We start from the raw sequence: 22,739 nt of genomic DNA on the forward strand, positions 1-22,739 counted from the left end.
CAGGGCCGCCGGGGGCTGGTCGGCTCGTCCCCCGGCGGTGAGGGTCCTCGATGGGACCCTCACCGCCTTCGTCGTCGACCGCCGCGTGCGGGACGGGTGAGCCCGGGGGGCGTCAGACGGCGCCCGTAGGGTTACACCCAGCGGGCGGTCACGGTCTTTTCGTCGAGGAACAGGCGCATGGAGGCCATGCGGCTCTTGGCGCTGCCGAGGAAGGAGGTCTTCTTCGACCCCAGGGGGAAGAACGCGTAGGGCTGGGGCACCGCCACGTTGATCCCGATGTTGCCCACCTGGGCCTCCCGGGTGAACTTGCGGGCGGTCTTCCCGCTCTCGGTGAAGATGCAGGCCGAGTGGCCGTACTCGGTGCCGTTGATCCAGCCCAGGGCCTCGTCGAGGCTCTGGGCCCGCATGAGGACCGCCACGGGCCCGAAGGCTTCCTCCACCGAGGTCGGCATGTCGGGGCGGCCGTTCTCCAGGATGGTGGGGGCGAGCCAGTAGCCCCCGGGATAGCCCTCCACCTTGGCGCCGCGGCCGTCGAGCACCATCTTCGCCCCTTCGCCCAGGGCCCGCTCGATCCAGTCGAGCACCTTGTCTCGCCCCGCCGGGGTGCACATGGGCCCCTGGCCCACCGACTCGTCCAGGCCGTACCCGAGCTTCATGGTCTTGGCCGCGGCCACGAACTTCTCCTTGAGCTCGTCGTGGCGGTCGCCCACCACGATGACGTTGTCCGAGCCCAGGCACCGCTGGCCGTTCATCCCGTAGCAGGAGCGCAGGAGCCAGACGGCGGCCTGGTTGAGGTCCGCGTCGGGCATGATGACCACGTTGTTCTTGCCGTTTCCGTTGAGCGACGAGGGCTTGCCGAGCTCGCCGCACTGGCGGTGCAGATCCCACCCGGCGGAGGTCGAGCCGATGAACCCAACCCCCTGGATCTCGGGCTGGCGCAGGATCTCCGCGTTGATGTGGCGCCCGCCGTGGATGAGGTTGATGACCCCCTTGGGGAAGATCTCGGCGGCCACCCGGGTGATGGCGTCGGCGGCCACCGGGTCCTGGCGGCTCGGGCTCACCACCACCGTGCACCCCGCGGCCAGCGCGTAGGGCACGAAGGAGGACCAGGCGTGCATGGGGATGTTGCCCGGGGTGACGATGAGGAAGGCGCCCAGGGGCTCCCAGGTGAGCCACTGGTCGATGCCCGTGGCGAGCTGGTCGAGGTGTTCGTTTTCCTTGACGAGCCCGTAGGCGGCCGAGCACGCGGACTCCACGTTCTCGATCACCCGGCGCACCGAGCCCCGGCTCTCGTCGATGGTGCGGCCGTGGTCCTGGGTGAGGATGCGGGAAAGCTCCTCCTCCTTCTCGTCGAGCCGTCCGCGCAGGTCGAAGAGGAGCTTGGCCCGGTCGCGCAGGCACACGTCCTTCCACGAAAGGAACGCGCGGTGGGCGGCCTCCACCGCGGCCCGGGCCTCGTCCTTGGTGGCCTCGGGGAACTGGGCGATCACCTCGCCCGTGGCTGGATTGGTCGTCTCCTGGACCACGGTGGAGCGGGATTCCACCCACTCTCCCCCAATCAGGAGCGGGAGCTTGCCGTAGTGCTTCTTTACTTCAGGTAGGAGGGCCATTTTGTCTCCTGTTTTGCGCGTTGTTTGTTGCGCGTTGCTTGTTGTTATTTTATGCCGCTCGCTAGATACGACTGTGCATTTTCATGTGACTTCTGTTGCTTCTACTGCTGTCGCGCCGGGCCATTATGCGGATGTGCCGCGCCCCACAAACGCTCCCCCCAACGTGCAACGCGCAATCCACAACGTGCAGCCTCCAACGTGCAACCCACAACCCGCTTATCTTAAACCGTCCTCCTTCTTCGCTTCTGCGACGGTGAGCCCGCCGACGCGGGGCAGGGGGCGGCCGGAGTCGGTGACGACCAGGGCCACCACGATCTCGTCGTCCCGGGGGGCGTCCTGCACCCGCACCGGCATGGCGTCGAAGTGGGTGCGCACGAAGGCGGCGTGCTTGTAGTGGACGGGCACGTCGAGCTCGGTGCCCGGCACCCCCATCTTCTTCGAGGAGGGGATGATGGCCTTGCCTCCCCCAACGGCCTCCCGGAAGGGAGCGCCGAGCTTGGGGTGGAGGATGGCGGCCGCGTGCTCGAGCTCCCCTGCGGCGCCCACGATGGCTCCCTTGCCGTAGCTCTCGGCCTGGTCGGGGCGGATGCCCAGGGCCTCGACCGCCCGCTTCCCCAGGAGCGAGCCGAGCTCCTCCCCCGCCTGGACGAGCTCCCCCAGGTCCTCGGCGTAGCGGCCCGCGAAGGGGTTGGTGATGACGGCCAGGGCCGCCGCCCGGCGCGTCGGCGGGGTCACGGCCCGTCCCGCCTCGGCGCGGGTCTCCTCCACGATGGTCACGAGCTTGCGGATCTGCACGGTCTCTCCTCCTTCCGGTGATTGCTCTGTTCCATCCCGTGATCCCGTCAACATTTCCCGTCCGACATGGCCAGGCCCCCTTCCCCGGGCCAGCCGACAAAGCGCCAGCGGCCGCGCAGGGACAGGACCGCGCCGCGGATCAGGCCCTCGTCCACCCGGGCTCGGACCCAGGCGGCGCCCCGGTCCAGGGCGGTCTCGACCTCCCTCTCGGAGAGGGGGCCCACCCGCCGGGTGACGAGCCGGCCGGGGAGGTCGGTCTCCGGGTCGAGGGTCTCGGCGGGCACCCGCTCCACGGCGGGGGAGTCCACGCAGACCGCGTTGGCCGCGAGCGTCGCGGCGGCGTCGGCGAGGCCCGCCCGGCCGGCGAAGACGGTGGCGGCGTCGGCGATCCCCAGGGTGAAGCTCCGGCCCCCGAAGCCGCTGGTGGCGACGCCTCCGATCCCGTCCCCGGCGGTCACCAGGACCCGTGCCAGGGGGGCCGGCGCGTCCACCCGGGGTACCAGCCCCACCGAGGCCGACTCGCCGGAGGCCAACCGCAGGGCCACGTCCCCGCCGTTGCTCACCGCCACCCAGGTGGCCCCCTGCTCGGCCAGGCAGTCGGCGACGGCGTCGGCCACGACCCCGGCGACGGCGATGAGGGGGGTGACCGCTTCCTCGGCGAAGGGCCGGGGAGCCTCCACCAGGGCCCGGGTTGCCGGGGGCAGGGCGCCGGGGTTGCGGATGCGCCGCAGGTCCACGGCCAGGAGCCGGCGGTGGGCCGAGAGCTCCTCCAGGACCTCGAGGGCCCGGGCCCCGGCCGCCTCCAGACCCCCGGGCGGCAGCCCCCCGGGCCGGCGGGCGGCGAGCACCAGGCTCACCGGGCCCCACTCCACCCGGAGCCGCCCCCCGCCCAGGGGCTCCAGCCGGGGGTCCGGGGCGCCCTGGGCACGCGGCTCAGGGGCGGCGGCGGGCAAGGGCCTCCTCCAGGGGTCTTGCGGCCTCCAGGTGGCCTCCCATGGCCTCGTAGTCCTCCCAGCGCATGGTGTACTCCACCGGGATCACCAGGGCGGGGGTGGGCACCCAGGAAAACGCCCCCCGGAGCACCCGCTCCACGTCCACCATGAAGTTGATCCCCCCGCCGGGCAGGAGGAACGCGGGCGCCCCCCCCACGGTGAGGCGGGCCTTGCGGGCGTGCACCGCCCGGGTGAGGCGGATCGGGTGCCGGGTCACCCCCGCCCGGGCGCTCCCTCCGGTGCCTCCGCAGTAGAGCACCGAGACCCGGCTCTCCTGGCAGGTCTCGGAGATGGCCCCGACCGCGCGGCGAACGCCCTCTGTCGGCTCCTCGGGGTGGAGGGCGCCGCCCGCTCCCACCCGGAAGTACGCAGACGACTGGCCGGTGGTCTCGGTGACGAGGATGCGGGAGCCCGGCCGCACGTTCTCGAGACCGTCCGGGGCGAAGACCTCCCGGGGGTCCTGGATGGACGTGCCGCCCCAGCCGCTGCCGTGGTCCCCGAAGTACCGGCCGGGGGTGCTCTTGCGAAAGCGCAGCCGCACGCCGGACGGGGTCGCGCCCAGGTACCGGCCCGCCGCGTGCTCCGTGAGCAGCCCGGTCAGGTGGCTGTCGAGCACCACCACCTCGTCCGCCGCCTCGAGGAGGAGCGGCGCGAAGAGCCCCAGGGTGGCGCTTCCGCACCCCACCCGCATCACCCCGATGGGCTTGCCGTCCACCACCGGGGCATGCCCGGCCTGGACCTCCAGGCGGCTGCCCCCCTCCACCCGGAGCTTCACCCGCTCCCGGTTGGCGAGCGCGGTCATGACCCGGGCGGCCCGGAAGCCGTGGGGCCCCGTGAGGGTGTTGGCGCCCCCCAGGGAGAGGATCTTCGAGCCGTACTCCTCGGTGGTGACGTGGCCGATCTTCTCGCCCCCGGCGAGCACGGCGGCCCCCTCCTGCCCCAGGTTGGCGTCGGTGTCGATCTTCACCTTGACGCTGCTGTAGGAGAGCGGGGTCTCGGTGACCACCGTCACCACGTCGACCCCCTGGCTCACTCCCCGGACGATCACGGGGGCGGGCCGGCAGTCGGGGTAGGTGGTGCCGGCGCCGATTCCCGTTACCAGGGGCTCGCGCACGGCGGGCTCCCAGTCGGGCCCCACGACCTGGCGCACGTCCTCGAAGGTGCGAAGGGGCGCGTTGCGCACCAGGGTGCCTCCCCGGTTGGCGTAGCGCTGGCACGCCCCCGTGCCCCCCTCGGGGACCCGGCACGCCACCGGGCAGGACCCGCAGGTGATGCGCGGGTCGTCGGCGGGGAGCTCTTCGGCCACCGCCCCCTCGGGGCACACCCGCAGGCACACCCGGCAGTCCACGCACTCCGGCGAGATCACCGCCACCCGGTCCACCAGGGCCACGCACTCCAGGGGGCAGTTGGCGACGCACTTGCCGCAGGCGGTGCAGCGGTCAGGGAGAATCTTCATGGGGGGTCCGTTGTCCGTGGTCAGTGGTCCGTGGTCCGTTGGGGCATCGGACCGATCGGACCGATCCGTCGGATCCGACCGATCGGTCACCCTTCACGTTTCACCCTTCACCTTTCACCCCTTCGTCACCGCTGCGTCTCGCTTGGCCGGGGGGGTGTTGCGGCTCTTCTTGACCACGATCTCCCCGTCCACCAGCACGATGCTCACCCCGGGGGTGTCGCCGGCCCGGTAGGCGGACAGGAGGTCGTCCCCCACCGAGCCCATGGGGGCGTCGCAGAAGACGAGGTCTGCCGGGGCGCCCACGGCGATGCGGCCCTGGGGGAGCTTGTGGCAGCGGGCGGTGTTGCCCGTGGCCCAGGCGATGGCCACGGCCGGGTCCACGTCCGCGAGGCTCGCCAGGTGGGCGATCACCCGCTGGACCCCCAGGGGGATGACGCCGGTGCCCGAGGGCGCGTCGTTGCCCAGGACGACCCGCTCCAGGGCGCCCGCGTCCACCGCCTCGCGGGCCGCGTGGACGGCCATCCGGGGATTGCCGCAGTGGACGATCTCCACGTAGACCCGGCCGTCCCTCACGATGGTCGCGATCTCGCCGGGGCTTACCGCCGTGGGGCCCCCGTTGGTGTGGCACGCCACGTCGGCGCCCGCGGCCAGGACCTCCTGGGCCGTCACCGTGGAGGAACCCGGGATGGAGGTGCCCCCCATGTGCATGAGCACCGTCATGCCCTGGGCCTTCGCCCACGCCACCATGGGGCGGGCTTCCTCGGGAGTCTTGATGGCGCCCAGGCCGATTTCCCCCACGGTGCGCACCCCGGCCCGGGCCATCTCGGCGAAGTCTGCCTCGGTCAAGCCGGGCTCGAGGATCACGGCCCCCCCCACGACCTTCATCCCCCCGGGCCGGAAGGCCGCGAAGGACCGGGCGGCGAGGATGGCCAGGGCCTTGACCCCGGCCGGGTCCTTGGGGCGGCCGGGCAGGTGCACCTCTCCCGCGCTGATCGCCGTGGTCACCCCCCCGTGGACCTCGCTCTCCAGAAACCCCACCTGGTGCTGCCGGGGGGTGTAGTCGCCCAGCACCGGGTGGACGTGGGAGTCGATGAGGCCGGGCGTCACGGCGCAGCCCCGGGCGTCGATCACCCGGTCCGCCGCCGAGGCCGCCACGTCGGCTTCCCGGCCCACCGCGGCGATCCTGCCGCCCTCCAGGAGCAGGGTGTCGGCGTCGAGGAGCGGCGCGCCCACGTCCCCCGAGACCACGAGCCCCACGTTCAAAATTTTCGTCAGAGACATCTCACTCCTCCGGATTCCCCTGTCCGTCCAACGCCTCGAGCACCCGCTCGAGGCTGGCCGGCAGGTCGCAGATCCTCTTCCCGCAGGCCCGGCTCACGGCGTTGACCACCGCCGGGGCCGTGGGGATGAGGGCGGGTTCCCCGACCCCCTTGGCGCCGTAGGGGCCCGTGGGCTCGCGGCACTCCACGAACATGGGGGTGAGTCGCGGCACGTCCAGCGCCGTGGGGACGAGGTAGGTGTCGAGGTTTCGGTCCTGGCCCGGGCGAAACTCCTCCATGAGTGCTGCGCCCAGGCCCATGGCCACTCCTCCCGTGATCTGGCCGAGCACTCCGGGGGGGTAGAGGGCCCGGCCCACGTCGTGGGCCGCCGCCAGGCGCTCCACCCGCACCTGGGCGGTGGCGCGGTCCACCGCGACCCGGGCCACCTGGGCAGCAAACGCGTAGGTGCCGTAGGGGCGGCCCTGCCCCGTGCGGTGGTCCAGGGCCGAGGTGTCGGGGTCGAAGCTCCCGGCCTCCCTCGGGGCTTCCCCGGCGGCGGCGAAGGCCTGGGCAAGCTTCGGGAGCTCCATCTCCCATGTCGGCTGGGAGCGGCTGCGCACCCGCCCGTCCGCCAGCTCGAGCTGCGCGCCGGGCACTCCCAGGAGCTCCCCGGCCCGGGCCAGGAGCCTGTCTCGCAGGCGGCCGGCGGCCTCGAGGACCGCGCCTCCCGAGATGTAGGTCTGGCGGCTGGCGGAGGTGGCCCCCGCGTTGGTGGTGCGGCCGGTGTCGCCCCGCACCAGGCGCACGCGGTCGGGATCTTCCCCCAGGGCCTCGGCGCAGATCGCCAGGAGCACCTGGTCCGAGCCCTGGCCGATGTCGGCCGCGCCGGTGAAGAGGGTGAACCGCCCGTCGGAGCCGAGCTCCACCTGGGCCGTGGAGGGGTTGGAGACGCCCGTGTTGCCGATGCCGTAGAACATGGCCCCCACGCCGATGCCCCGGAGGAAGTCCCGGTCGCTCCGGCAGGCGCGGCTCCAGCGGTCGCGCACCGCGTCGATCTTCTCCAGGCAGGGGACGATCCCCACGCTGTGCGTGAGCACCTGCCCGGTAACCGTAGCGTCGCCGGGCCGCAGGGCGTTGCGAAGGCGCAGGGAGACCGGGTCCATCCCCAGGGCCTCGGCCAGCAGGTCCATCTGGCTCTCGTGGCCGAACGCGGCCTGGGGGGTGCCGAAGCCGCGCATGGCCCCGGAGAAGGGGTGGTTGGTGTATACGGCGCGGGAGCGGATGCGGGCGTGGGGTACCCGGTAGGGTCCGGCGGCGTGCACGGCGGCCCGCATGGCCACCGCCAGCGCGTAGGAGGCGTAGGCGCCGGTGTCGGCCAGGAGGTCGGCCTCCACGGCCAGGAGGTTCCCCTGGGCGTCGGCGGCGCTGCGGTAGCGCATGGCGAAGGGGTGGCGCTTGCCCGACGCCAGGAAGGACTCCTCCCGGGAGTACACCAGGCGCGAGGGCCGGCCCGTGTGCCAGGTAGCCAGCGCCACGTAGAGCTGGGCCGAGAGGTCGAGCTTGCCCCCGAAGCCGCCGCCGGTGGGGGCCTGAACCACCCGGACGCGCTCTGCCGAGAGCCCCAGCAGCCGGCACAGGTCGTCCCGGTCGTAGTGGGGGTTCTGGGTGGAGCAGGTCACCGTGAGGACGCCCTCCTCCATCCAGGCCACCGCCGCCTCGGGCTCCAGATAGGCGTGCTCGACCCAGGTGGTGCGGTAGGTGCGCTCCACCACCACCGCCGCGCGGGAAAAGGCCGTCTCCACGTCGCCCCGCTCCACACGCTGCTCGAAGCAGAGGTTCCCCTTCTCATGGATGGGAGCCGCGTCGGCGGCCAGGGCGGCAATCGGGTCCCGGAGCACCGGCAGGGGGTCGTAGACGACCGAGACCCGGCTCGCCCCCAGGGCCGCCGCCTCCGGCGTCTGCGCCGCCACCAGGGCCACGGCGTCCCCGACGAACCGCACCCGGTCGGTGAGGAGGGGCTGGTCCGCGGTGAGGCGGATGATGCCGTAGCGGTTCTCCCCGGGCACGTCGGCGGCGGTAAAGACCCGCACAACTCCTGGGACCGCCAGCGCCGGCGCGGCGCGCACCTCGGCCACCCGGGCGTGGGCCTCGGTGGAGCGCACCACCGCCAGGTGCAGCACCCCTCCCACCTTGAGGTCGGCGGTGAAGCGAAGCGTCCCCAGGACCTTCTCCAGGGCGTCCCGGCGGGGCCGCCGGGAGCCGATGGCGCGGGCGCTCATGCCGGCACCTCCCCGCGTCCCGCGGCAAAGGCCTCCAGGGCCTGGCGCAGGGCCCGGGTAACGCAGCGGCGCGCCACGGGCAGCTTGTAGGCCATGGAGGGGCGCCCCCCCGAGACCCCCCGCACGGCCGCTTCCGCCGCGCGCCCGGCCTCCTCCAGGAAAGGCTCGGAGAACCCCCGGTGGAGCACCTCCTCGGCGCCGGTCAGCCGCTGGGGCCGCGGGAAGACCGCCCCCAGGGCGACCCGGGCGAGCCCGGTCTCGGGGTTGGCCATGGCCGCCACCGAGAGGCGGCTGATGGCCGCGGCGCGCCGCCGCCCCACCTTGAGGAAGGCCGCTCCGTGGGGGGGCTCCAGGGGGATGCGGATGGCCGTCAGGAGCTCGCCGGACGCGAGGCACGTCGCCCCGGGGCCCCGGAAGAAGTCCTCCAGGGGCACGCGCCGCTCGCCCCCGGGGCCCGCCACCTGGAAGCGGGCGCGAAGCACCGCCAGGGCGGGCAGGGTGTCGGCGGCCACGGAGGCGTTGACGGCGTTGCCCCCTACGGTGCCGAGGTTGCGGACCTGCACCGATCCCACCGCCGCGCAGGCCTGGGCCAGCACCGGCGCCAGCCGCCGCACCAGGGGGCTCTCGGCGGCCTCGGCGTGGGTGATCGCGGCGCCCAGGAGCAGCGTGCCGTCCTCTTCCTCCCGGACCTCCCGGAGCTCGGGCACCCGGGTGACGTCCACGACCGCCCGGGGCGCGGCCTTCCCGTGGCGCACCGCCACCAGGAGATCCGTGCCCCCGGCCACGGGGCGCCCCCCTTCGCCCTCGCGCTGGAGGGCGGCCAGCGCCTGCCCGAGGCTGGCCGGCCGCAGGTAGCGAAAGCCGGTCATCGGGGGGCCTCCCCCCCACCGCCGATTCGGGCCGCGGCGTGCACCGCGTCCACGATCTGGTTGTAGCCCGTGCACCGGCAGAGGTTTCCCGAGAGGGCGACCCGGATCTCCTCCCGGGTGGGCCGGGGGTTGCGGTCCAGGAGCGCCTTGGCCGAGAGCAGCATGCCCGGCGTGCAAAAGCCGCACTGCACGGCACCCTTATCGACGAACTTCTCCTGGAGGGGGTGGAGCGCCTCGGCCCCCCCCAGCCCCTCCACCGTGACCACGTCTCGCCCCTCGGCCTTCCCGGCCAGCACGAGACACGCGTTCACGGCCCGGCCGTCGACGAGCACGGTGCATGCCCCGCACTCCCCGACCCCGCACCCCTCCTTGGCGCCGGTGAGGTCGAAGTGCTCCCGCAGGAGCCACAGGAGCGAGCGGTGGGGCTCCACCTCGGCCCGAACGGACCTGCCGTTCAAGGTGAATGCGACGGAAATTCGGGTGTCGTCCATGGGCGCTTTCGCTCTCCGGTGGCGTTTCGGTCCGGTTCCTACGCCGTCAGTTCCCGGTCCGCCGCCGCCACCAGGGCGTCGAGCTCGGCGCAGACCTCGGGCGGTGCAACCGGCGGCCGCTCCTGCGCCGTGAGCGCGCGCATCCGTTCCAGGGCCCGCGCGGCGAGGTCGCTGCGGCCCTTGGCCTCCCAAGCCGCCAGGCCGTCCCGAGTGAGCAGGCGCGGCCGGTAGGCTTCGCGGCAGTGGCGCAGGGTGTGCTTGCGCCGCAGGAACTCCGCGCCGGGCTCCGTGGCCAGGAGGTCCGCCCAGCCCAGCGTCTCGTCGTCCACGGCGAGCTCCTGGCGGAAGCGGCGCAGCCACTGGGCGATCTCTTCGTCGAGGACGAGCTGCACGGGGCTTACGGTGGTGGCGACCTCGAGCTGGCCGGCGCCTCCGAGGATGTCGGCGCCCGCCGCGGCCACCGCCCCGGCCAGGAGGGTACTTTCCAGAACGGACTGGTCCCCGGGCACGGGGCCGTCCGAGCCGAACCCGTAGGTGTGGGTCGGCAGGCCGAAGGCGGCCTTGAGGAACGCCACCGCGGCGGCTTTGCCCTGCACCGCCTCGACGCTCGACTGGACGCTCGAGCCCGTGGCCATGTCTCCGAAGAAGATCAAGGGCGTGGCGATCACGGGCGCGCCCGGCTGGAGGGTCTGGGCCACGGCCGCCATGACCACGATCTCGGCCGCGGCCAGGAGGATCGTGCCCGGGATGGTGATGGGAGCCGTGGTGCCCGCGCTGGGCAGGCTGCACGCGTGGAGCGGCACCCCCGCGGCGCTCGCCTGGACGATGATCTCCAGGTCCATGCGCTTGAAGTCCAGCGGGGTGAGCGAGCAGGTGATCATGCTGATGCGGGGGCGCTCCCGCAGGGCGCGCTCGCCCCCGCAGGCGGCCGCCGCCAGGCGCAGCAGGTGCACGACGCTCTCCCCGCTGTAAGGCTGCACCCACACGTGCTTGCGGGTGTTGCGCAGCATGCACCGCAGCCCGTGGACGTCCGCCGTCTGGACCGGCACCCCGCTCGGGGAGGGGAACGGGCAGAAGTCCACCCCGTCGAGGGAGTCGGCGAGCCGGGCCCACAGGGCCAGGTCGTCGGGGGTGACGTTGCGGCGCTCCCCGGAGTCGGGATCGAGGTAGAAGGGGGCGCCCGTGTTGGAGCGCACGAGGAAGGCCCCGTCCGGGCAGGGAACCGTTCGGTCCCGGGCCGGCTCGGCGCCCGCCAGAGTGACGCTGCGGGGCGCCCGCTCCAGGGCCCTCTCGAGGAAGGCTTCCGGGAACCGGACGCGGCCCGACTCCCGGTCCACGTCGGCGCCCGCCCCGGCGAGGCGTTCGAGGACGAGGGGGTGGTCCAGGCGCACGCCGGTGCGGCCCAGGAGCTCGAACACCCGGCTGCGCAGCAGGGCGCGGCCCTCGTGGGAGAAGTAGGCGTTCTCGGTTCTCGTGCTCATGGTCGTGGACTCCTTGCCGGACGCCGGGCGCAGGAAGGCCAGGGCCCCTCTCCCGTGCTCACTTCAAGACACTGGGCAGCCAGAGGGCGATCTGGGGAAAGAACATCAGGAGCGCGATATTGAGGTAGATCGGGATCAGGAAGGGCAAAGAACCCTTCACGATGGTCCCCATGCTGTGTTGCGGCACCACGCTTCGCAGGACGAAGAGGCTCAAGCCGAAGGGGGGCGTGATGGTGCTCTGCTCGCCGGCCATCACGTACACGACGCCCCACCAGATCGGGTCGAACCCGAGGGCGACGATGATGGGCATCACGAAGGGAAAGGTGAGGAAGAGCATGGACCAGGAGTCGAAGAACATCCCCATGACGAGGTACATGAGGAAGAAGAGCGCCAGGATGCCGTAGCGTCCCACGGGGAGGGCCACCACGAAGTCCTTGAGCAGCGCGATCACCCCGGCGGAGTTGAAGACGTGGGACATGAGCGAGGACATGGCCATGATGAAGAGCGAAAACGACGTGATCTTCACCGTGTCGTAGAGACTCGTCTTGAAGATCTGCCAGGTCAGCTTCCGGTACCCCAGGGTGAGGACGATGCTCAGGAACGCCCCGAGGCTCGCCGCCTCGGTGGCGGTCATGAAGCCCCCGAAGATGGCCCCGAGGACCCCGAAGATGAGCCCTGCGAAGGGCAGGACCTCGAGCACCGCGCCAAACTTCTCCTTCCAGGTGTGGTGCACCGGGGCGGGGGCGAGGCGGGGGTTGATCTTGACCCACACGATGATCGTGAGGATGAAGAAGACGGCGAGCAGGACTCCGGGGATCAGGCCGGCGGCCAGCAGGTCTACGATGGACAGCCCCTGCCACGCGCCGAAGATGATGAGCAGGATGCTCGGGGGAATCAGCGGGGCCAGGATCGTCCCCGAGGCGATGGCCCCCAGGCCGAGCTTGGGCGAGTAGCCGCGGGCCTCCATGGCCGGCCACGCGATCTTGCCGAATGTGGCGGTAGCCGCGATGGTCGAGCCGCACATGGCGCCGAAGACCGCGTTGCCCCCGATGATGGAGCACGCGAGTCCCCCCGGGAGCCCGCCGGTCCACTTGTCGATGGCGGCGAAGAGGCGCTCGTTCACCCCGGTGTTGCCCAGGATGGCCCCCATGAGAATGAAGAGCGGCATGGCGCTCAACGTGAATGAGTTGAGGGAGCCAAAGGCGGTGTAGGCAAGCTGGTCGATGGGTTGGCCCACGTACCACACGAGCCCGACTACGGCGATGACGCCCACGGCCCAAGCGATCTCGAGCCCCAGGAGGAGGAGCACGAGGAGCCCGGCCACCAGGGCGAGGCCGAAGAGTCCTTCGGGGCCCATCAGACCTCCTTCTCCCAATCGGGACCCGCGAGCGCCTTCACGAGCTCCGCGAGGAGCTGGAGGGTGAGGAGCCCGGAGCCGAGCACCAGCGAGAGCTGGGGCCACTGCATGGGCACTCGGAGCCAGCTTCCGCTGCGGGTTCCGAAGAGCATCGTGAAGGAGACGAGGTCGTAGCTCGCCTGGATCATCACGAAGCCGAAGGCCGCGGCCACGGCCAGGGTGACCACCCGGAGGACCCGCTGCACCTTGGGAGGAAGAACCGTGACCAGGAACTCCACCCGCACGTGTCCCCGTTCCTTCCAGGTGTACCCGAGACCCAGAAAGGTGACCGCGACGAGGGCGTACCCCCCCATCTCGTCCGCCACCGCGATGGGCGCCGTCGGCAGCACGTACCGGGTGAAGACCTCCACCAGGATCAGCGCCATGAGGAGGAAGACCGCCCAGCCCATCAGGTGGCCCACCACGTCCGAGACGAGGTCCATGGACCGAACCAGGCGCCTGACCATGCCCAACGCTCCCCCGCGGGGGGCGGCGGGGGGCGCGCCCCCGCCGCCCGCGCGGCTCACTTGCCCGTGAAGGCGCGGTACTTGGCGACCACGTCGCGAATCACGGCGAGGAGCTCGGTGCCCTCCTTGCCGGTCTGCTTGAGCCACTCCGCCTCGACGGGCTTGGCGAGCTCAAGGGCCCGTGCCTGGTCCTCCTTGGAGAGTTGCACGCGCTTGACGCCGCTCAGCTCCACCGCGTCCACGCTCAGGATGTACTCCGCCGTGGTGGACAGGCTCACCATCTGCTCCACCTCGCGCCCGACGTCCATCAGGATCTTCTGGAGGTCCGCCGGGAGGGACTCGAACTTCCGCTTGTTGACCACCGTCACGGCGGTCCAGGTGGGGGACAGCGGGGTGAGGGTGAACGTCTTGGACGCCTGGGCGAGCCCGATGGAGTACCCGTACCCCAGGCTCGTGAGCACGGCGTCGATGGTGCCGGCCATCATGGCGGGGGCGAGCTCGGAACCCGAGATCGTCACGGGGCCCATGCCCAGGGCCCGGAGCCCGATGGTGGGCAGGGAACCCCCTGCCCGCACCTTGAGGCCCTTGAGGTCATCGAGGGTCTTGACGTCCTTCTTGGCCCACACCCCGTTGGCCGGGTCCCACTGGGTGACGAACCAGTACTTGAGGTTGAGCTTGCCCATGGTCTCGTCGTAGACCTTGCGCACCCGGGGGTCCTGGTAGATCGCGAGCTCCTCGGCCAGGCCCTGCACCGGGTCCTCGGCGACGATGCCCGGGATCTCGCCCCAGTTCCAGAGCGGGTAGGTGCCCGAGTGCCAGGGCATGGGAACGTCACCCAGGTCGGCCTTGCCCTGGGCCACGGCCTGGAGGATGTCGGTGGAGGGGAACATGCGGGAGATGATCTTGAGCTGCAAGCGCCCGCCGCTGCGCTCGTGGAGCATGCGCTGGAGCACCCCTCCGGGGGCGTACACCTGGGAGGCGCGGAACTTGGGCCCCCAGATGTCGTTCCAGGCGAAGGTGAGCTCGTGCACCTGCTTGTCCTGGGATTGCGCCGCGGGAGGCGTTGCCGCGAGCCCTCCGAGGATGCACCCCACTGCCAGAACCCCCAGGCCCCATCGCTTGCCCATCCCACACCTCCTCGTCGTGGCGCTCCGTCGCGGTGAACCGTGCCCTCCGTTAACTATTTGTTAAGCGCAATAAAGCATGCCTTAGCGAACGCGTCAAGCAGAGAGTTGCCCCGCGGACGGCCGGGCTAGCGCAGCATCATCCGGGGCAGGTACAGGGCGATGTGGGGAAACAAGGTGATCAGCACCACCACCGCGAAGATGGCGAGCAGGAACGGGGCGGCCCCCCGGAAGATCCGCTCCACGGGCACGTCGCCCGCCACCCCCGCGACGGTGAAGACGTTGAGCCCCATGGGGGGGGTGATGAGGCCGGCCTCCATCATGAGGACGGCGATGACCCCGAACCAGATGGGGTCGAAGCCCAGCGCCGTGATGACGGGAAAGATCACCGGCATGGTGAGCACCATCATCGAGATGGCGTCGAGGAAGCAGCCCAGGAAGAGGTACATGGCCAGGATGGCGGCGAGGATCAGGTAGCGGGAGACCTCCAGGTCGCCCGCCCACATGGCCACCTGCATGGGAATGGTGGACAAGGCTAGGAAGTAGCTGAAGACGTTGGCCCCGGCCACGAGGAAGAGCACCATCACCGAGATGCGCACGGCCTCGCGTAGCGCCTGGACCAGGGTCGTCCAATTGAGCGCCCCCTTCACCAAGGCCACCAGGAGCAGCACCGTGGCGCCCACGGCCCCGGCCTCGGTGGGGGTGAAGAACCCCAGGTAGATCCCGCCCATGACCAGGGCGAAGAGCAGCAGCGGCTCCCATACCCCCAGGAGCGCCCCGAAGCGGTCTGCCCACGTGACCGCCTCCGCGCGCCCCGGCGCCAGCCGCGGATTCCACACCACGAGGGCGACGATGATGGCCACGTACGCGAGCGACAGGAGCAGGCCGGGCAGGATGCCGGCCACGAGGAGCCGGCCCACCGACTGCTCGGTGAGCATGGCGTAGACCACGAAGCCGATGCTGGGGGGGATGAGGAACCCCAGGGTCCCCCCCGCGGCGACGCTGCCCGTGGCCAGCCCCGAGTCGTATCCGTACCGCTTCATCTCGGGCAGGGCCACCGTGCCCATGGCCGCCGCCGTGGCCACCGACGACCCGGACACGGCGGAAAAGCCCGCGCAGGCGCCGATCGTCGCCACGCCGAGCCCCCCGGGGAGCCGCCCGAACCACTTGTCGAAGGCCGCGTAGAGCTCGCGGGTGAGCCCCGAGCTCCCCGCAAACCCGCCCATGACGACGAAGAGGGGGATCACGGTGTAGGGGTAGTAGGAAGAGACCTCGTAGACCGTGCGGGCCACCACCGGCAGGGCCGCCTGGAAGGAGGCCAGGTAGGCGATGCCGGAAAAGCCCACCAGCATGAGCGCAAACGCGATGGGCATGCCCAGAAAGAGGAGCAGGAAGACCGCCCCCGTGCCCAGGATGCCCACGGTAACCGGGTCGAGGCTCATCGCTTCACCAGCCTTCCCGCGGCGTCTCCCAGGTCCAGCAGGAGCTCGAGCAAGAGGGTGGCCCCGGCCAGGGCCACCAGGAGTTTGAACGGCTTCTGGGGCACCCGAAGCATGTCGGAGACCGCCCGCTCCTCCATCCCGACCTCCCACCCCTGCCAGGCGAGGACCCCCACGATGCCGATGCTGAGCAGGGTGGTGAGCACGTCGATGGCCGCCGCGCCCCGGGGAGGCAGCCGCGAGGTGAGCATCTCGACGCGCACGTGGCCCTTGGTCTGTTGGGTGTAGGCGATGCCCAGGAGCACGAAGATCGCCAAGAGGTAGCTCGAGAGCTCCACCGCCCCGGGGATGGGCCGGGACCAGACGGCCCGGCCCACCACCTCGGCGGAGGTGAGCAGCATGAGGGGCACCAGGGCGAACATGCCCGCAAAGGACAGGCCGTAGGTGGTCGCGCGAATGGTCCGGCGAAACGGCGTCAGGATCTCCATGGTCACCCGCTCTTCCTTGTGATGGGCGCCCTACGACTCCAACGGACAACGGACAACGGACAACGGACAACGAGCAGCGCGCTTCGCGCGCCTAGTGCCACTCCTGCGGAAACGCCTCGCACTTGGCGCCCGAGTCCAGGGCGATCTTGTTGTACATGACCACCGCGTCCTTGGCCGCCAGGCCCTTGGCCTCCAGGCCCTGCACCCACTTGCGGGTCTCCTCCTGGAACTTCTCGGACCAGCGGGCCTGCTCCGCGGCGGGGAGCTCGTAGAGGGTGACGCCCTTGTCCTGGATCTCCTGGATCATGGTCTTGTACACGTCGCGGTTGAGCCCGTGGGTAACGGCGAAGGGGTTGCCGACCACCTCCTCGATGATGGGCTTGAGGTCGTCGGGGGTCCGCTCCCAGCTCTTCTGGTTCATCACCACCCCTTCGGTCACGCACCCGAAGGTGGCCACGACGCCGTGCTTGACCACCTCGTGGAGCTTGAATGCGAGCACGAGCGGCGAGCAGGTCACGACCCCGTCGATGGTGCCGGTCTCCAGGGAGAGGTACACGTCTCCCAGGGGCATGAACACCGGCTCGGCCCCCAGGGCCTTGATGTAGTTGGTCTGGTGGCCGCCGGGGCTGCGCAGCTTGAGGCCCTTCAGGTCTTCCATGGTGCGCACCGGCCGCTTGGTCCACACGAAGGACTGGATGCAGCCGTTGAGCTCCAGGACCTTGACGCCCTCGAACTCTTTGTGGAGGACCTCGTCGTGCATCTTGTTACCGATGTCGGTCGCCACGTCCTTGCCGTCGGTCCAGGTGGCGAGCGAGAGGACGTCGGAGAGGGGAAACCTCCCCGGCGTCCAGGTGGCGGTGAAGTAGCCCATGTCGGAGAGGCCGTTCTTGACGATGTCGAAGTGCTCCGGCCCCGAGCCCAGGGCGCCGCCGGCGAAGAGGGTGTAGGTGATCCGGCCGTTGGAGCGCGTCTTGAGCTCTTCGAGCATCGGCGTCCAGACGGTGCGCACCTCGCGGCTCGCCGGGGGGTGCCAGGTGCTGAACTTGACGTGCATCTTGGACTCGCTGGCCGCTGCGCCGCCCGCGAGGCCCAGTGCCAGCGCGGCGCCCCCCAGCAAGATGCCCCATCGCCCCGTCCTGTGCTTGGTTTGGCTCGTCATCGTCGACCTCCTGTGTGTTGGGGTTGCTCTGCCAGGCCTTCCTGCCTCCGAGAACCCGCCCACCCCGTCTACCACGTGGGCGGGGAAACGACCCAGACCACCTCCACGTCCTCGCTGCCCCGATTCACCCACCGGTGGGGAATCCGGGAAGAGTAGTAAAAGCTCTCCCTCGGGCCGACCTCGTAGGAGGTCTCGCCCACCGTGACGGTCAGCGTGCCGCGCAGTACGATGCCGAACTCTTCGCCCACGTGACTGTAGGGGTCGTGGGAGCCGCCCCCCGGAGACACGACGGTGCAGAAGGGCTGCATGAGCTTGCCCTCGGTGGACCCCACGAGCTGCTGGATGCGGGCGCTCCAGTTGCTGAGGAACACGTCCCGGCGGTCGGCCTCGCGGGTGACCACGGGCTCGCCGATGGCTTCGTCGGCGAAGAAGTCGACGATGTTCACGCCCAGGGCCTGGGCGATCTTCTTGAGGGTTGCGATGGAGGGAGAAGTGTGCCCGTTCTCGATCTGGGAGAGATGGGCGCCCGTGCAGCCCACCTGATCGGCGAGCTGCTTCAGGGTCAGGCGGCGGCCCTCGCGCAGGATCTTGAGTCGGGGTCCGATCTCGTCGGGCACGGGCGTCCTCCCAGCTCCCGTCATTAAGTAGATGTTACGATATCTAAACTCAGGTTTATTTCGGCGTCAAGGGGAAACGAGGGCCGCGATCCACCGCCCGGGTGGTAAGCGGGGTCCGTGAGCCCCTGCGCTCCGCCCCGCAATCCGCGGCAATTGGAGGAGGGGTCCCTTGCGGAACCGGTGCGCCTGGCTCACCGGTTTCCATGGACTGGGGCGGATCAGTCGATGCGGTACGGGACTACGCTCCGGGGCTCCCGGACCCCGCCCCTAGAAGTTGTCGTGGATTCTGGAGGGCCGCGATCCATCACCTGGGTGGCGAACGGGGTCGGGGAGCCCTTGCGCTGCGCCCCGCGATCCGCGATGTTCGCAGGGAGTCTCTCCCAGGGAGCCGGTGCGGCGAGGGAAGGGCTGGGGGAGGTGTGAAGATGCCGGGGGTCTCGACGGCGGTGGGAGGTGCGAGCCGTGCGGTGCGGGTGGGGTGCCCGAGATGCGCCTCTACCAACTGGCTCGAGGCGGATGCCCTCTTGGGGCTCCCCCACTGCGGGCGGTGCGGCAGTCCCTTGTTCGACGGCCGGCCGGTGCAGCTGACGCGCGCCACCTGGACGACCCACGGCGCGGAGAGCGACGTCCCTCTCCTGGTCCTGTTCGAGGCCCCCTGGTCCGGGGCGTGCCGGAGGGCGGCGCGGTCCTTCGACGAGGCGGCCGCCCGCCTGGAGCCGCGGTTTCGTTTGGGCAGGGTGAACGTGGAGGAGGAGCAACCCCTGTGCGCCCGCCTTCGCTCTCGCGCGCTTCCCTGCCTGGCCGTCTTTCGGGGAGGGCACGAGCTCGCCCGCCGGGACGGCCCGGCGGACCTGGAGACGATCGTCACCTGGGCGGAGGCGGTGGCACGGACCCCAGCCCCAAGCCCCCGACCCCTGCTCTTCAGATGAACAGGGTGAACCGGGACTCGCCGGCGGCCGCGAGGAAGGTGGCAACCCCCCCCACCTCGATTTCCGGGAAGACGAACTCGTCTCGCCGGATCTCCAGGGCATCCATCGACATCTGACAGGCCACCAGGCGCACCCCGAGCTCCCGGGCCATCTCCATGAGCTCGGGGAGGCTGGCGATGCCCTTTTTCTGCATCACCGATTTCATCATCTTGCGGCCCGCGCCGAGCATGTCGAGGCGGCTCAAGGGGAGCTTTCCCAGGCCGCCCGGGTTCATCACGTCGAGCATCCGCCCCACGGGACTCTTGGCCGGCAGCGCCGACGCCTTCCCCGCTTCTCCCGTGCCGCCCCGGCGCAGGCAGTTGAGGCCCCAGAAGGTGAAGAAGACCGTGGTCTGCATCCCCATGGAGGCCGCGCCGGTGGCCACGATGAAGGCCGCCATGGCCTTGTCGAGCTCCCCGCTGAACAGGATGAGGGTGGCTGACTCCGCTCCGTCGGACATGGTGCGCCTCCTCCTGGGACACATGAAGGCCGTACCGTCGAGCCTTTCGGTCATGGGGCGGGTCTCCGGGGAACGGCGCGCCGTTCCTGGATTGGGGCGAGGGGTTCCCGGGAGCGCAAGCGTCTCGGTTCGTATCGGCGGACGCCCCTTCATTCTTGAGCTGCACGAGAGAGATATTGGAGGCCGGCCGGGCGTTCTTGACATCCGCGAAGCGGGGCACGTAGTGTTCCCGAGCCCCGGCGGGGCCCCAGGTTCCGGTCGCGCGCACTCTGGACTCCAGCGCTCCTGGAAATCCTTGAGGACGCCAAGGCGTCACGTCTTGCTCCCGAGAAGGGGTGGGTCCGCTTCGCTTGAACCACCCTACGTTTCCGAGCAGAGGAAGACCCATGATTGGTTCGGCACGAAAGCTGACGGCGATGGCGGTGGCGGGGGTGGCGGCTCTCCTCCTTCTGGGCTGTCCGCCCAAGCTGGAGGAAGGGGAGCGGATGATCAAGGACGGCAACGAGTACTTCAAGGCGGGAAGCTACGAGAGGGCGGAAGCTGCCTACGACCGGGCCCTGGAGCTGCGCCCCCGGGAGGTCGGGGTGTGGGTGAACCGGGGCAACACGCGCAAGATGCGGGGCAACACAGAGGGAGCCCTGGCGGACTACGAGGCGGCCCTGGCGCTCGATCCGGAGTTCGCCCAGGCCTGGGCGAACCGGGGAATCCTGCGTGACAGCCTGGGGGACGCACAGGGGGCCATTGCCGATTATCGCAAGGCCCTGGAGCTCGACCCCAAGCTCGGGGAGCCCCCGAGCATCTGGCGGCGGATCGTGTACAACCCGCCGACCAAGACCATCAAGGACCGGCTGGCCTACCTGGAGGCGGTGCAGGAGCGCGCCCGGTAGCGATTGCCGGCGGCCTCGGAATCCGAACCAACCCCCCCCACCCCAATCGCTATCGGTATCGCTATCGAAATCGATCCCGATACCGATCCCGATACCGAACGGGCAACGGGACAGGGGCCCACATGCCTCGATGGTGTGAGCGCCCCTGCGTCGCCCCTACCCCCGCAGCAAGCCGAGCACGAAGATCCCGATGCCCTGCACGAGCATGATGATGCCCAGGATACGCAGGAGCCGGTTGCCGCCCTTTGCCAGCATCAGGAAGACGATCCCGGTCGTCGCGAAGATGGCCGCCAGGATCTGGATGGTTCCCATCGCTTGCTCCTCTCCTTCGCGGGTCAAGGGCCCGGCGCAGGGTAGTTCCAGACGAGCCCCAGGAGCGCCACGGCTGCGACGAACAGCAGCAGCAGCAGGGCCCGCAACACCACGGCCACCTTGCGGCCCAGGGGCACCGTTGCCTGGCCGTCGACCGCCTTGCAGCGCGGGCACAGGTACCTGCGGCCGAACAACCGCCACAGGCTGTAGATGAGGCCCGGGACCAGGAAGGCGATCCAGAACACCGCTTCCAGCCAGGTCTTTCCGGGAGACTGGGGCTCGGCCGGGCCTTCGTAGCCGCATTGCCGGCAGCGGACGACCACGTCCGGGAGCAGGATGGGGGGCTCGGCGTCCGGGGTGCCGGGTCCCGGCCCCCGTGGGCGATCGTTGGCCATGGATCCTCCCTTGAGGTGCGCCTGGGTGCGAAGCGCCGACTCACCCCGGGGTCGGCAGCCCCCGCAGGGCGAAGCAGCCGTGCAAAGGTGCCAGCCCCGCGCCTCCACGGCAAGCAGATAAGCACGCCCGGAGCAAATCTCCGCCAGGTCCCCCGCCCAGGAGACCCGGGCTCCGGCGTTTCCCGCCCATGGGTCCCATTCGTCCCCTTGGTCCCATCCAGTGCTCCTGCCTCTCCCTTGACTGCCGCTGCCGGTCCTTCTAGCATCGGCGCGGTCTCGCCCCCCCAACGTGCCACCCGCAAGGCGCAACGAGCCGCCGCAGGGAGGAGACCGTGGTCAAGGTGGGCCTGGAGGTGTTTGCGGAGGCTCCCGAGCGCTGGGTCCCCCGGGGAGCCCGGGCGGGGCTCCTGCTCAACCCCGCCAGCGTGGACGCCGGGTACCGGTCGGCCCGCGAGGTGGTGGCCGAGGTCCTGGAGGCGGCCGGAAGCCGGCTCGCGGCGCTCTTCGGGCCCCAGCACGGCATCGGCGCCGACGTGCAGGACAACATGGTGGAGTCGCCCCACGGGGTGGACCGGCGCCTGGGCGTCCCGGTCTGGTCCCTCTACGGGGAGGTCCGAAAGCCCACGCGGGCCATGCTCGAAGGCCTCGACCTGCTTCTGATGGACCTGCAAGACGTGGGCACCCGGGTCTACACCTTTCCCTGGACCCTGCGCCTGGTGCTGGAGGCCTGCGGCGAGGCCGGGGTGCGGGTCGTGGTGCTCGACCGCCCCAATCCCCTGGGGGGCGCCCTCGTGGAGGGCAACCGGCTCGGGGTGGGGTGGGAGTCCTTCGTCGGCCTGGAGCCCGTGCCCATGCGCCACGGGCTCACCCTGGGGGAGCTGGCCTTGTGGTTCCGGGGGGAGCGGGGGGCGGGGTGCGAGGTGGACGTGGTCCCGCTGGAGGGCTGGCGGCGGTCCATGCTGTGGCCCGAAACCCGCCGTCCCTGGGTGCTTCCTTCGCCCAACATGCCCACCCCGGAGACGGCGGCCGTCTACCCCGGCACGGTGCTCCTGGAGGGCACCAACGCGTCGGAGGGCCGGGGCACCACCCGCCCCTTCGAGATCGTGGGCGGCCCCTGGGTGGAGGGAGAGGCGCTGGCGCGGGTCCTGGAACGACAGGAGCTGCCGGGGGTCGCGTTTCGACCTCTCGCTTTCCTTCCCACCTTCCAGAAGTGGGCCGGGCGGGCATGCGGGGGCGTGCAGCTCCACGTGACCGACCCGGAGGCCTTTCGCCCCTACCGCACGGGGCTGGCGCTCCTCTCGGCTTTGTGGAAGCTCTGCCGGGGTGCGGGCTTCGGGTGGCGGGCGCCGCCCTACGAGTACGAGGCGGAGCGCCTGCCCATCCACCTCCTGCTGGGGAGCGAGGCGCTGCGCGAGGCGTTGGAGGCCGGGGCGGACCCGCGAGACCTGGAGGAGGGCTGGGGCGAAGAGTTGAAGGGCTGGGAGGAGGAGAGACAGCCGTACCTGCTCTACCGGTAGGGTGGGTCCAGCGAAGTGGACCCACCACCCCCCCTGGCTGCTCAGGCGGCCTCGCCCATGCCCCGGAGCTCGCCGACCCGGCGCCACACCCCCTCCCGCCGGCGCGGGGCCAAATCGTGCTGGTCGGCCCAGTACTGGAAGGCGGCTGCGATTTCGGGCCGCCCCATCTCCCTCCACCATTGGAGGAAGCGTTCGGCGAGGATGTACGGAAAGGCCGCATCGCGATTCATGGCGCTGTCCCTGTCCTGTGCCCTGTGCCCTGTGCCCTGTGCCCTGTG

General features: G+C 70.9%; 23 protein-coding genes. 3 read left to right on the top strand and 20 right to left on the bottom strand.

The window, feature by feature from the left end; genetic code table 11:
* Positions 1–131 precede the first annotated feature (131 nt).
* The 16 genes from AB1578_01050 to AB1578_01125 form a co-directional block, all read right to left on the bottom strand.
* A complete protein-coding gene (locus tag AB1578_01050; GenBank protein MEW6486486.1) occupies positions 132–1,610 on the bottom strand; it encodes an aldehyde dehydrogenase family protein in 1,479 nt (492 codons plus the stop codon).
* A gap of 216 nt (positions 1,611–1,826) precedes the next feature.
* The gene (locus tag AB1578_01055) at positions 1,827–2,459 is read right to left on the bottom strand and encodes an amino acid synthesis family protein (protein MEW6486487.1); all 633 of its coding nucleotides are present in this window, start codon (positions 2,457–2,459) and stop codon (positions 1,827–1,829) included.
* Positions 2,453–3,358, bottom strand: coding sequence for a UPF0280 family protein (locus AB1578_01060; GenBank protein ID MEW6486488.1), 906 nt, complete (start codon positions 3,356–3,358; stop codon positions 2,453–2,455). Before AB1578_01060 ends, AB1578_01055 begins: the two co-directional genes overlap by 7 nt.
* Positions 3,339–4,853 carry a ferredoxin family protein gene (locus AB1578_01065; GenBank protein MEW6486489.1) on the bottom strand — a complete coding sequence of 505 codons (1,515 nt, stop codon included), beginning with the start codon at positions 4,851–4,853 and terminating at the stop codon, positions 3,339–3,341. Before AB1578_01065 ends, AB1578_01060 begins: the two co-directional genes overlap by 20 nt.
* Before the next feature lie 114 nt (positions 4,854–4,967).
* On the bottom strand, positions 4,968–6,134 hold the full coding sequence (locus AB1578_01070) for an amidohydrolase family protein (protein MEW6486490.1): 1,167 nt from the start codon (positions 6,132–6,134) through the stop codon (positions 4,968–4,970).
* Position 6,135: 1 nt separating this feature from the next.
* Complete coding sequence (locus AB1578_01075; GenBank protein MEW6486491.1) at positions 6,136–8,391, bottom strand: xanthine dehydrogenase family protein molybdopterin-binding subunit; 2,256 nt, start codon at positions 8,389–8,391, stop codon at positions 6,136–6,138.
* The gene (locus AB1578_01080) at positions 8,388–9,260 is read right to left on the bottom strand and encodes a xanthine dehydrogenase family protein subunit M (GenBank protein MEW6486492.1); all 873 of its coding nucleotides are present in this window, start codon (positions 9,258–9,260) and stop codon (positions 8,388–8,390) included. Before AB1578_01080 ends, AB1578_01075 begins: the two co-directional genes overlap by 4 nt.
* On the bottom strand, positions 9,257–9,751 hold the full coding sequence (locus tag AB1578_01085; GenBank protein MEW6486493.1) for a (2Fe-2S)-binding protein: 495 nt from the start codon (positions 9,749–9,751) through the stop codon (positions 9,257–9,259). The genes AB1578_01080 and AB1578_01085 overlap by 4 nt, the downstream gene beginning before the upstream one ends.
* Before the next feature lie 38 nt (positions 9,752–9,789).
* Positions 9,790–11,232: a trimethylamine methyltransferase family protein gene (locus tag AB1578_01090; protein MEW6486494.1), complete on the bottom strand. Its 1,443-nt coding sequence runs from the start codon at positions 11,230–11,232 to the stop codon at positions 9,790–9,792.
* Between the two features lie 58 nt (positions 11,233–11,290).
* On the bottom strand, positions 11,291–12,589 hold the full coding sequence (locus AB1578_01095) for a TRAP transporter large permease subunit (protein MEW6486495.1): 1,299 nt from the start codon (positions 12,587–12,589) through the stop codon (positions 11,291–11,293).
* Complete coding sequence (locus AB1578_01100) at positions 12,589–13,095, bottom strand: TRAP transporter small permease subunit (GenBank protein ID MEW6486496.1); 507 nt, start codon at positions 13,093–13,095, stop codon at positions 12,589–12,591. Before AB1578_01100 ends, AB1578_01095 begins: the two co-directional genes overlap by 1 nt.
* Positions 13,096–13,151: 56 nt before the next feature.
* Entirely contained in the window at positions 13,152–14,222 is a 1,071-nt protein-coding gene (gene dctP / locus AB1578_01105) for a TRAP transporter substrate-binding protein DctP (protein MEW6486497.1), read from the bottom strand.
* 125 nt (positions 14,223–14,347) lie between these two features.
* The gene (locus AB1578_01110) at positions 14,348–15,661 is read right to left on the bottom strand and encodes a TRAP transporter large permease (protein MEW6486498.1); all 1,314 of its coding nucleotides are present in this window, start codon (positions 15,659–15,661) and stop codon (positions 14,348–14,350) included.
* Complete coding sequence (locus AB1578_01115; GenBank protein ID MEW6486499.1) at positions 15,658–16,146, bottom strand: TRAP transporter small permease; 489 nt, start codon at positions 16,144–16,146, stop codon at positions 15,658–15,660. The genes AB1578_01110 and AB1578_01115 overlap by 4 nt, the downstream gene beginning before the upstream one ends.
* 91 nt (positions 16,147–16,237) lie before the next feature.
* Positions 16,238–17,305, bottom strand: a complete 1,068-nt coding sequence (locus tag AB1578_01120; protein MEW6486500.1) for a TRAP transporter substrate-binding protein — start codon at positions 17,303–17,305, stop codon at positions 16,238–16,240.
* A gap of 68 nt (positions 17,306–17,373) precedes the next feature.
* Positions 17,374–17,922 carry an XRE family transcriptional regulator gene (locus AB1578_01125; GenBank protein ID MEW6486501.1) on the bottom strand — a complete coding sequence of 183 codons (549 nt, stop codon included), beginning with the start codon at positions 17,920–17,922 and terminating at the stop codon, positions 17,374–17,376.
* Positions 17,923–18,347: 425 nt separating this feature from the next.
* Between AB1578_01125 and AB1578_01130 the strand changes: the two genes are divergently transcribed.
* The gene (locus AB1578_01130) at positions 18,348–18,851 is read left to right on the top strand and encodes a thioredoxin domain-containing protein (protein MEW6486502.1); all 504 of its coding nucleotides are present in this window, start codon (positions 18,348–18,350) and stop codon (positions 18,849–18,851) included.
* On the opposite strand, the gene AB1578_01135 is transcribed toward AB1578_01130, so the two are convergent.
* Positions 18,844–19,350, bottom strand: a complete 507-nt coding sequence (locus tag AB1578_01135) for a DsrE/DsrF/DrsH-like family protein (protein ID MEW6486503.1) — start codon at positions 19,348–19,350, stop codon at positions 18,844–18,846. The two genes, AB1578_01130 and AB1578_01135, sit on opposite strands and share 8 nt — an antisense overlap.
* Positions 19,351–19,736: 386 nt before the next feature.
* Between AB1578_01135 and AB1578_01140 the strand changes: the two genes are divergently transcribed.
* Positions 19,737–20,237, top strand: coding sequence for a tetratricopeptide repeat protein (locus AB1578_01140; GenBank protein ID MEW6486504.1), 501 nt, complete (start codon positions 19,737–19,739; stop codon positions 20,235–20,237).
* Positions 20,238–20,393: 156 nt separating this feature from the next.
* Here AB1578_01140 and AB1578_01145 read toward each other — a convergent pair whose 3' ends face one another.
* Entirely contained in the window at positions 20,394–20,549 is a 156-nt protein-coding gene (locus AB1578_01145; protein MEW6486505.1) for a hypothetical protein, read from the bottom strand.
* Positions 20,550–20,572: 23 nt separating this feature from the next.
* Positions 20,573–20,944, bottom strand: coding sequence for a hypothetical protein (locus AB1578_01150; GenBank protein MEW6486506.1), 372 nt, complete (start codon positions 20,942–20,944; stop codon positions 20,573–20,575).
* Positions 20,945–21,276: 332 nt separating this feature from the next.
* On the opposite strand from AB1578_01150, the gene AB1578_01155 reads away from it, so the two are divergent.
* Positions 21,277–22,461, top strand: a complete 1,185-nt coding sequence (locus AB1578_01155; GenBank protein ID MEW6486507.1) for a DUF1343 domain-containing protein — start codon at positions 21,277–21,279, stop codon at positions 22,459–22,461.
* A gap of 41 nt (positions 22,462–22,502) precedes the next feature.
* Here the strand turns inward: AB1578_01155 and AB1578_01160 are convergent, their stop codons facing one another.
* On the bottom strand, positions 22,503–22,691 hold the full coding sequence (locus AB1578_01160) for a hypothetical protein (protein ID MEW6486508.1): 189 nt from the start codon (positions 22,689–22,691) through the stop codon (positions 22,503–22,505).
* Positions 22,692–22,739 lie beyond the last annotated feature (48 nt).

This window comes from Thermodesulfobacteriota bacterium, assembly GCA_040756475.1.
Lineage (GTDB): Bacteria > Desulfobacterota > Deferrisomatia > Deferrisomatales > JACRMM01 > JBFLZB01.

Bases quoted from the DNA above. Each gene is read 5' to 3' on its own strand.
- AB1578_01160 (MEW6486508.1), bottom strand. From the start codon at position 22,691: ATGAATCGCGATGCGGCCTTTCCGTACATCCTCGCCGAACGCTTCCTC.
- AB1578_01080 (MEW6486492.1), bottom strand. From the start codon at position 9,260: ATGACCGGCTTTCGCTACCTGCGGCCGGCCAGCCTCGGGCAGGCGCTG.
- AB1578_01140 (MEW6486504.1), top strand. From the start codon at position 19,737: ATGATTGGTTCGGCACGAAAGCTGACGGCGATGGCGGTGGCGGGGGTG.
- AB1578_01075 (MEW6486491.1), bottom strand. From the start codon at position 8,391: ATGAGCGCCCGCGCCATCGGCTCCCGGCGGCCCCGCCGGGACGCCCTG.
- dctP (MEW6486497.1), bottom strand. From the start codon at position 14,222: ATGGGCAAGCGATGGGGCCTGGGGGTTCTGGCAGTGGGGTGCATCCTC.
- AB1578_01065 (MEW6486489.1), bottom strand. From the start codon at position 4,853: ATGAAGATTCTCCCTGACCGCTGCACCGCCTGCGGCAAGTGCGTCGCC.
- AB1578_01110 (MEW6486498.1), bottom strand. From the start codon at position 15,661: ATGAGCCTCGACCCGGTTACCGTGGGCATCCTGGGCACGGGGGCGGTC.
- AB1578_01135 (MEW6486503.1), bottom strand. From the start codon at position 19,350: ATGTCCGACGGAGCGGAGTCAGCCACCCTCATCCTGTTCAGCGGGGAG.
- AB1578_01090 (MEW6486494.1), bottom strand. From the start codon at position 11,232: ATGAGCACGAGAACCGAGAACGCCTACTTCTCCCACGAGGGCCGCGCC.
- AB1578_01130 (MEW6486502.1), top strand. From the start codon at position 18,348: ATGCCGGGGGTCTCGACGGCGGTGGGAGGTGCGAGCCGTGCGGTGCGG.
- AB1578_01095 (MEW6486495.1), bottom strand. From the start codon at position 12,589: ATGGGCCCCGAAGGACTCTTCGGCCTCGCCCTGGTGGCCGGGCTCCTC.
- AB1578_01100 (MEW6486496.1), bottom strand. From the start codon at position 13,095: ATGGTCAGGCGCCTGGTTCGGTCCATGGACCTCGTCTCGGACGTGGTG.
- AB1578_01050 (MEW6486486.1), bottom strand. From the start codon at position 1,610: ATGGCCCTCCTACCTGAAGTAAAGAAGCACTACGGCAAGCTCCCGCTC.
- AB1578_01145 (MEW6486505.1), bottom strand. From the start codon at position 20,549: ATGGGAACCATCCAGATCCTGGCGGCCATCTTCGCGACGACCGGGATC.
- AB1578_01055 (MEW6486487.1), bottom strand. From the start codon at position 2,459: ATGTTGACGGGATCACGGGATGGAACAGAGCAATCACCGGAAGGAGGA.
- AB1578_01085 (MEW6486493.1), bottom strand. From the start codon at position 9,751: ATGGACGACACCCGAATTTCCGTCGCATTCACCTTGAACGGCAGGTCC.
- AB1578_01150 (MEW6486506.1), bottom strand. From the start codon at position 20,944: ATGGCCAACGATCGCCCACGGGGGCCGGGACCCGGCACCCCGGACGCC.
- AB1578_01120 (MEW6486500.1), bottom strand. From the start codon at position 17,305: ATGACGAGCCAAACCAAGCACAGGACGGGGCGATGGGGCATCTTGCTG.
- AB1578_01070 (MEW6486490.1), bottom strand. From the start codon at position 6,134: ATGTCTCTGACGAAAATTTTGAACGTGGGGCTCGTGGTCTCGGGGGAC.
- AB1578_01115 (MEW6486499.1), bottom strand. From the start codon at position 16,146: ATGGAGATCCTGACGCCGTTTCGCCGGACCATTCGCGCGACCACCTAC.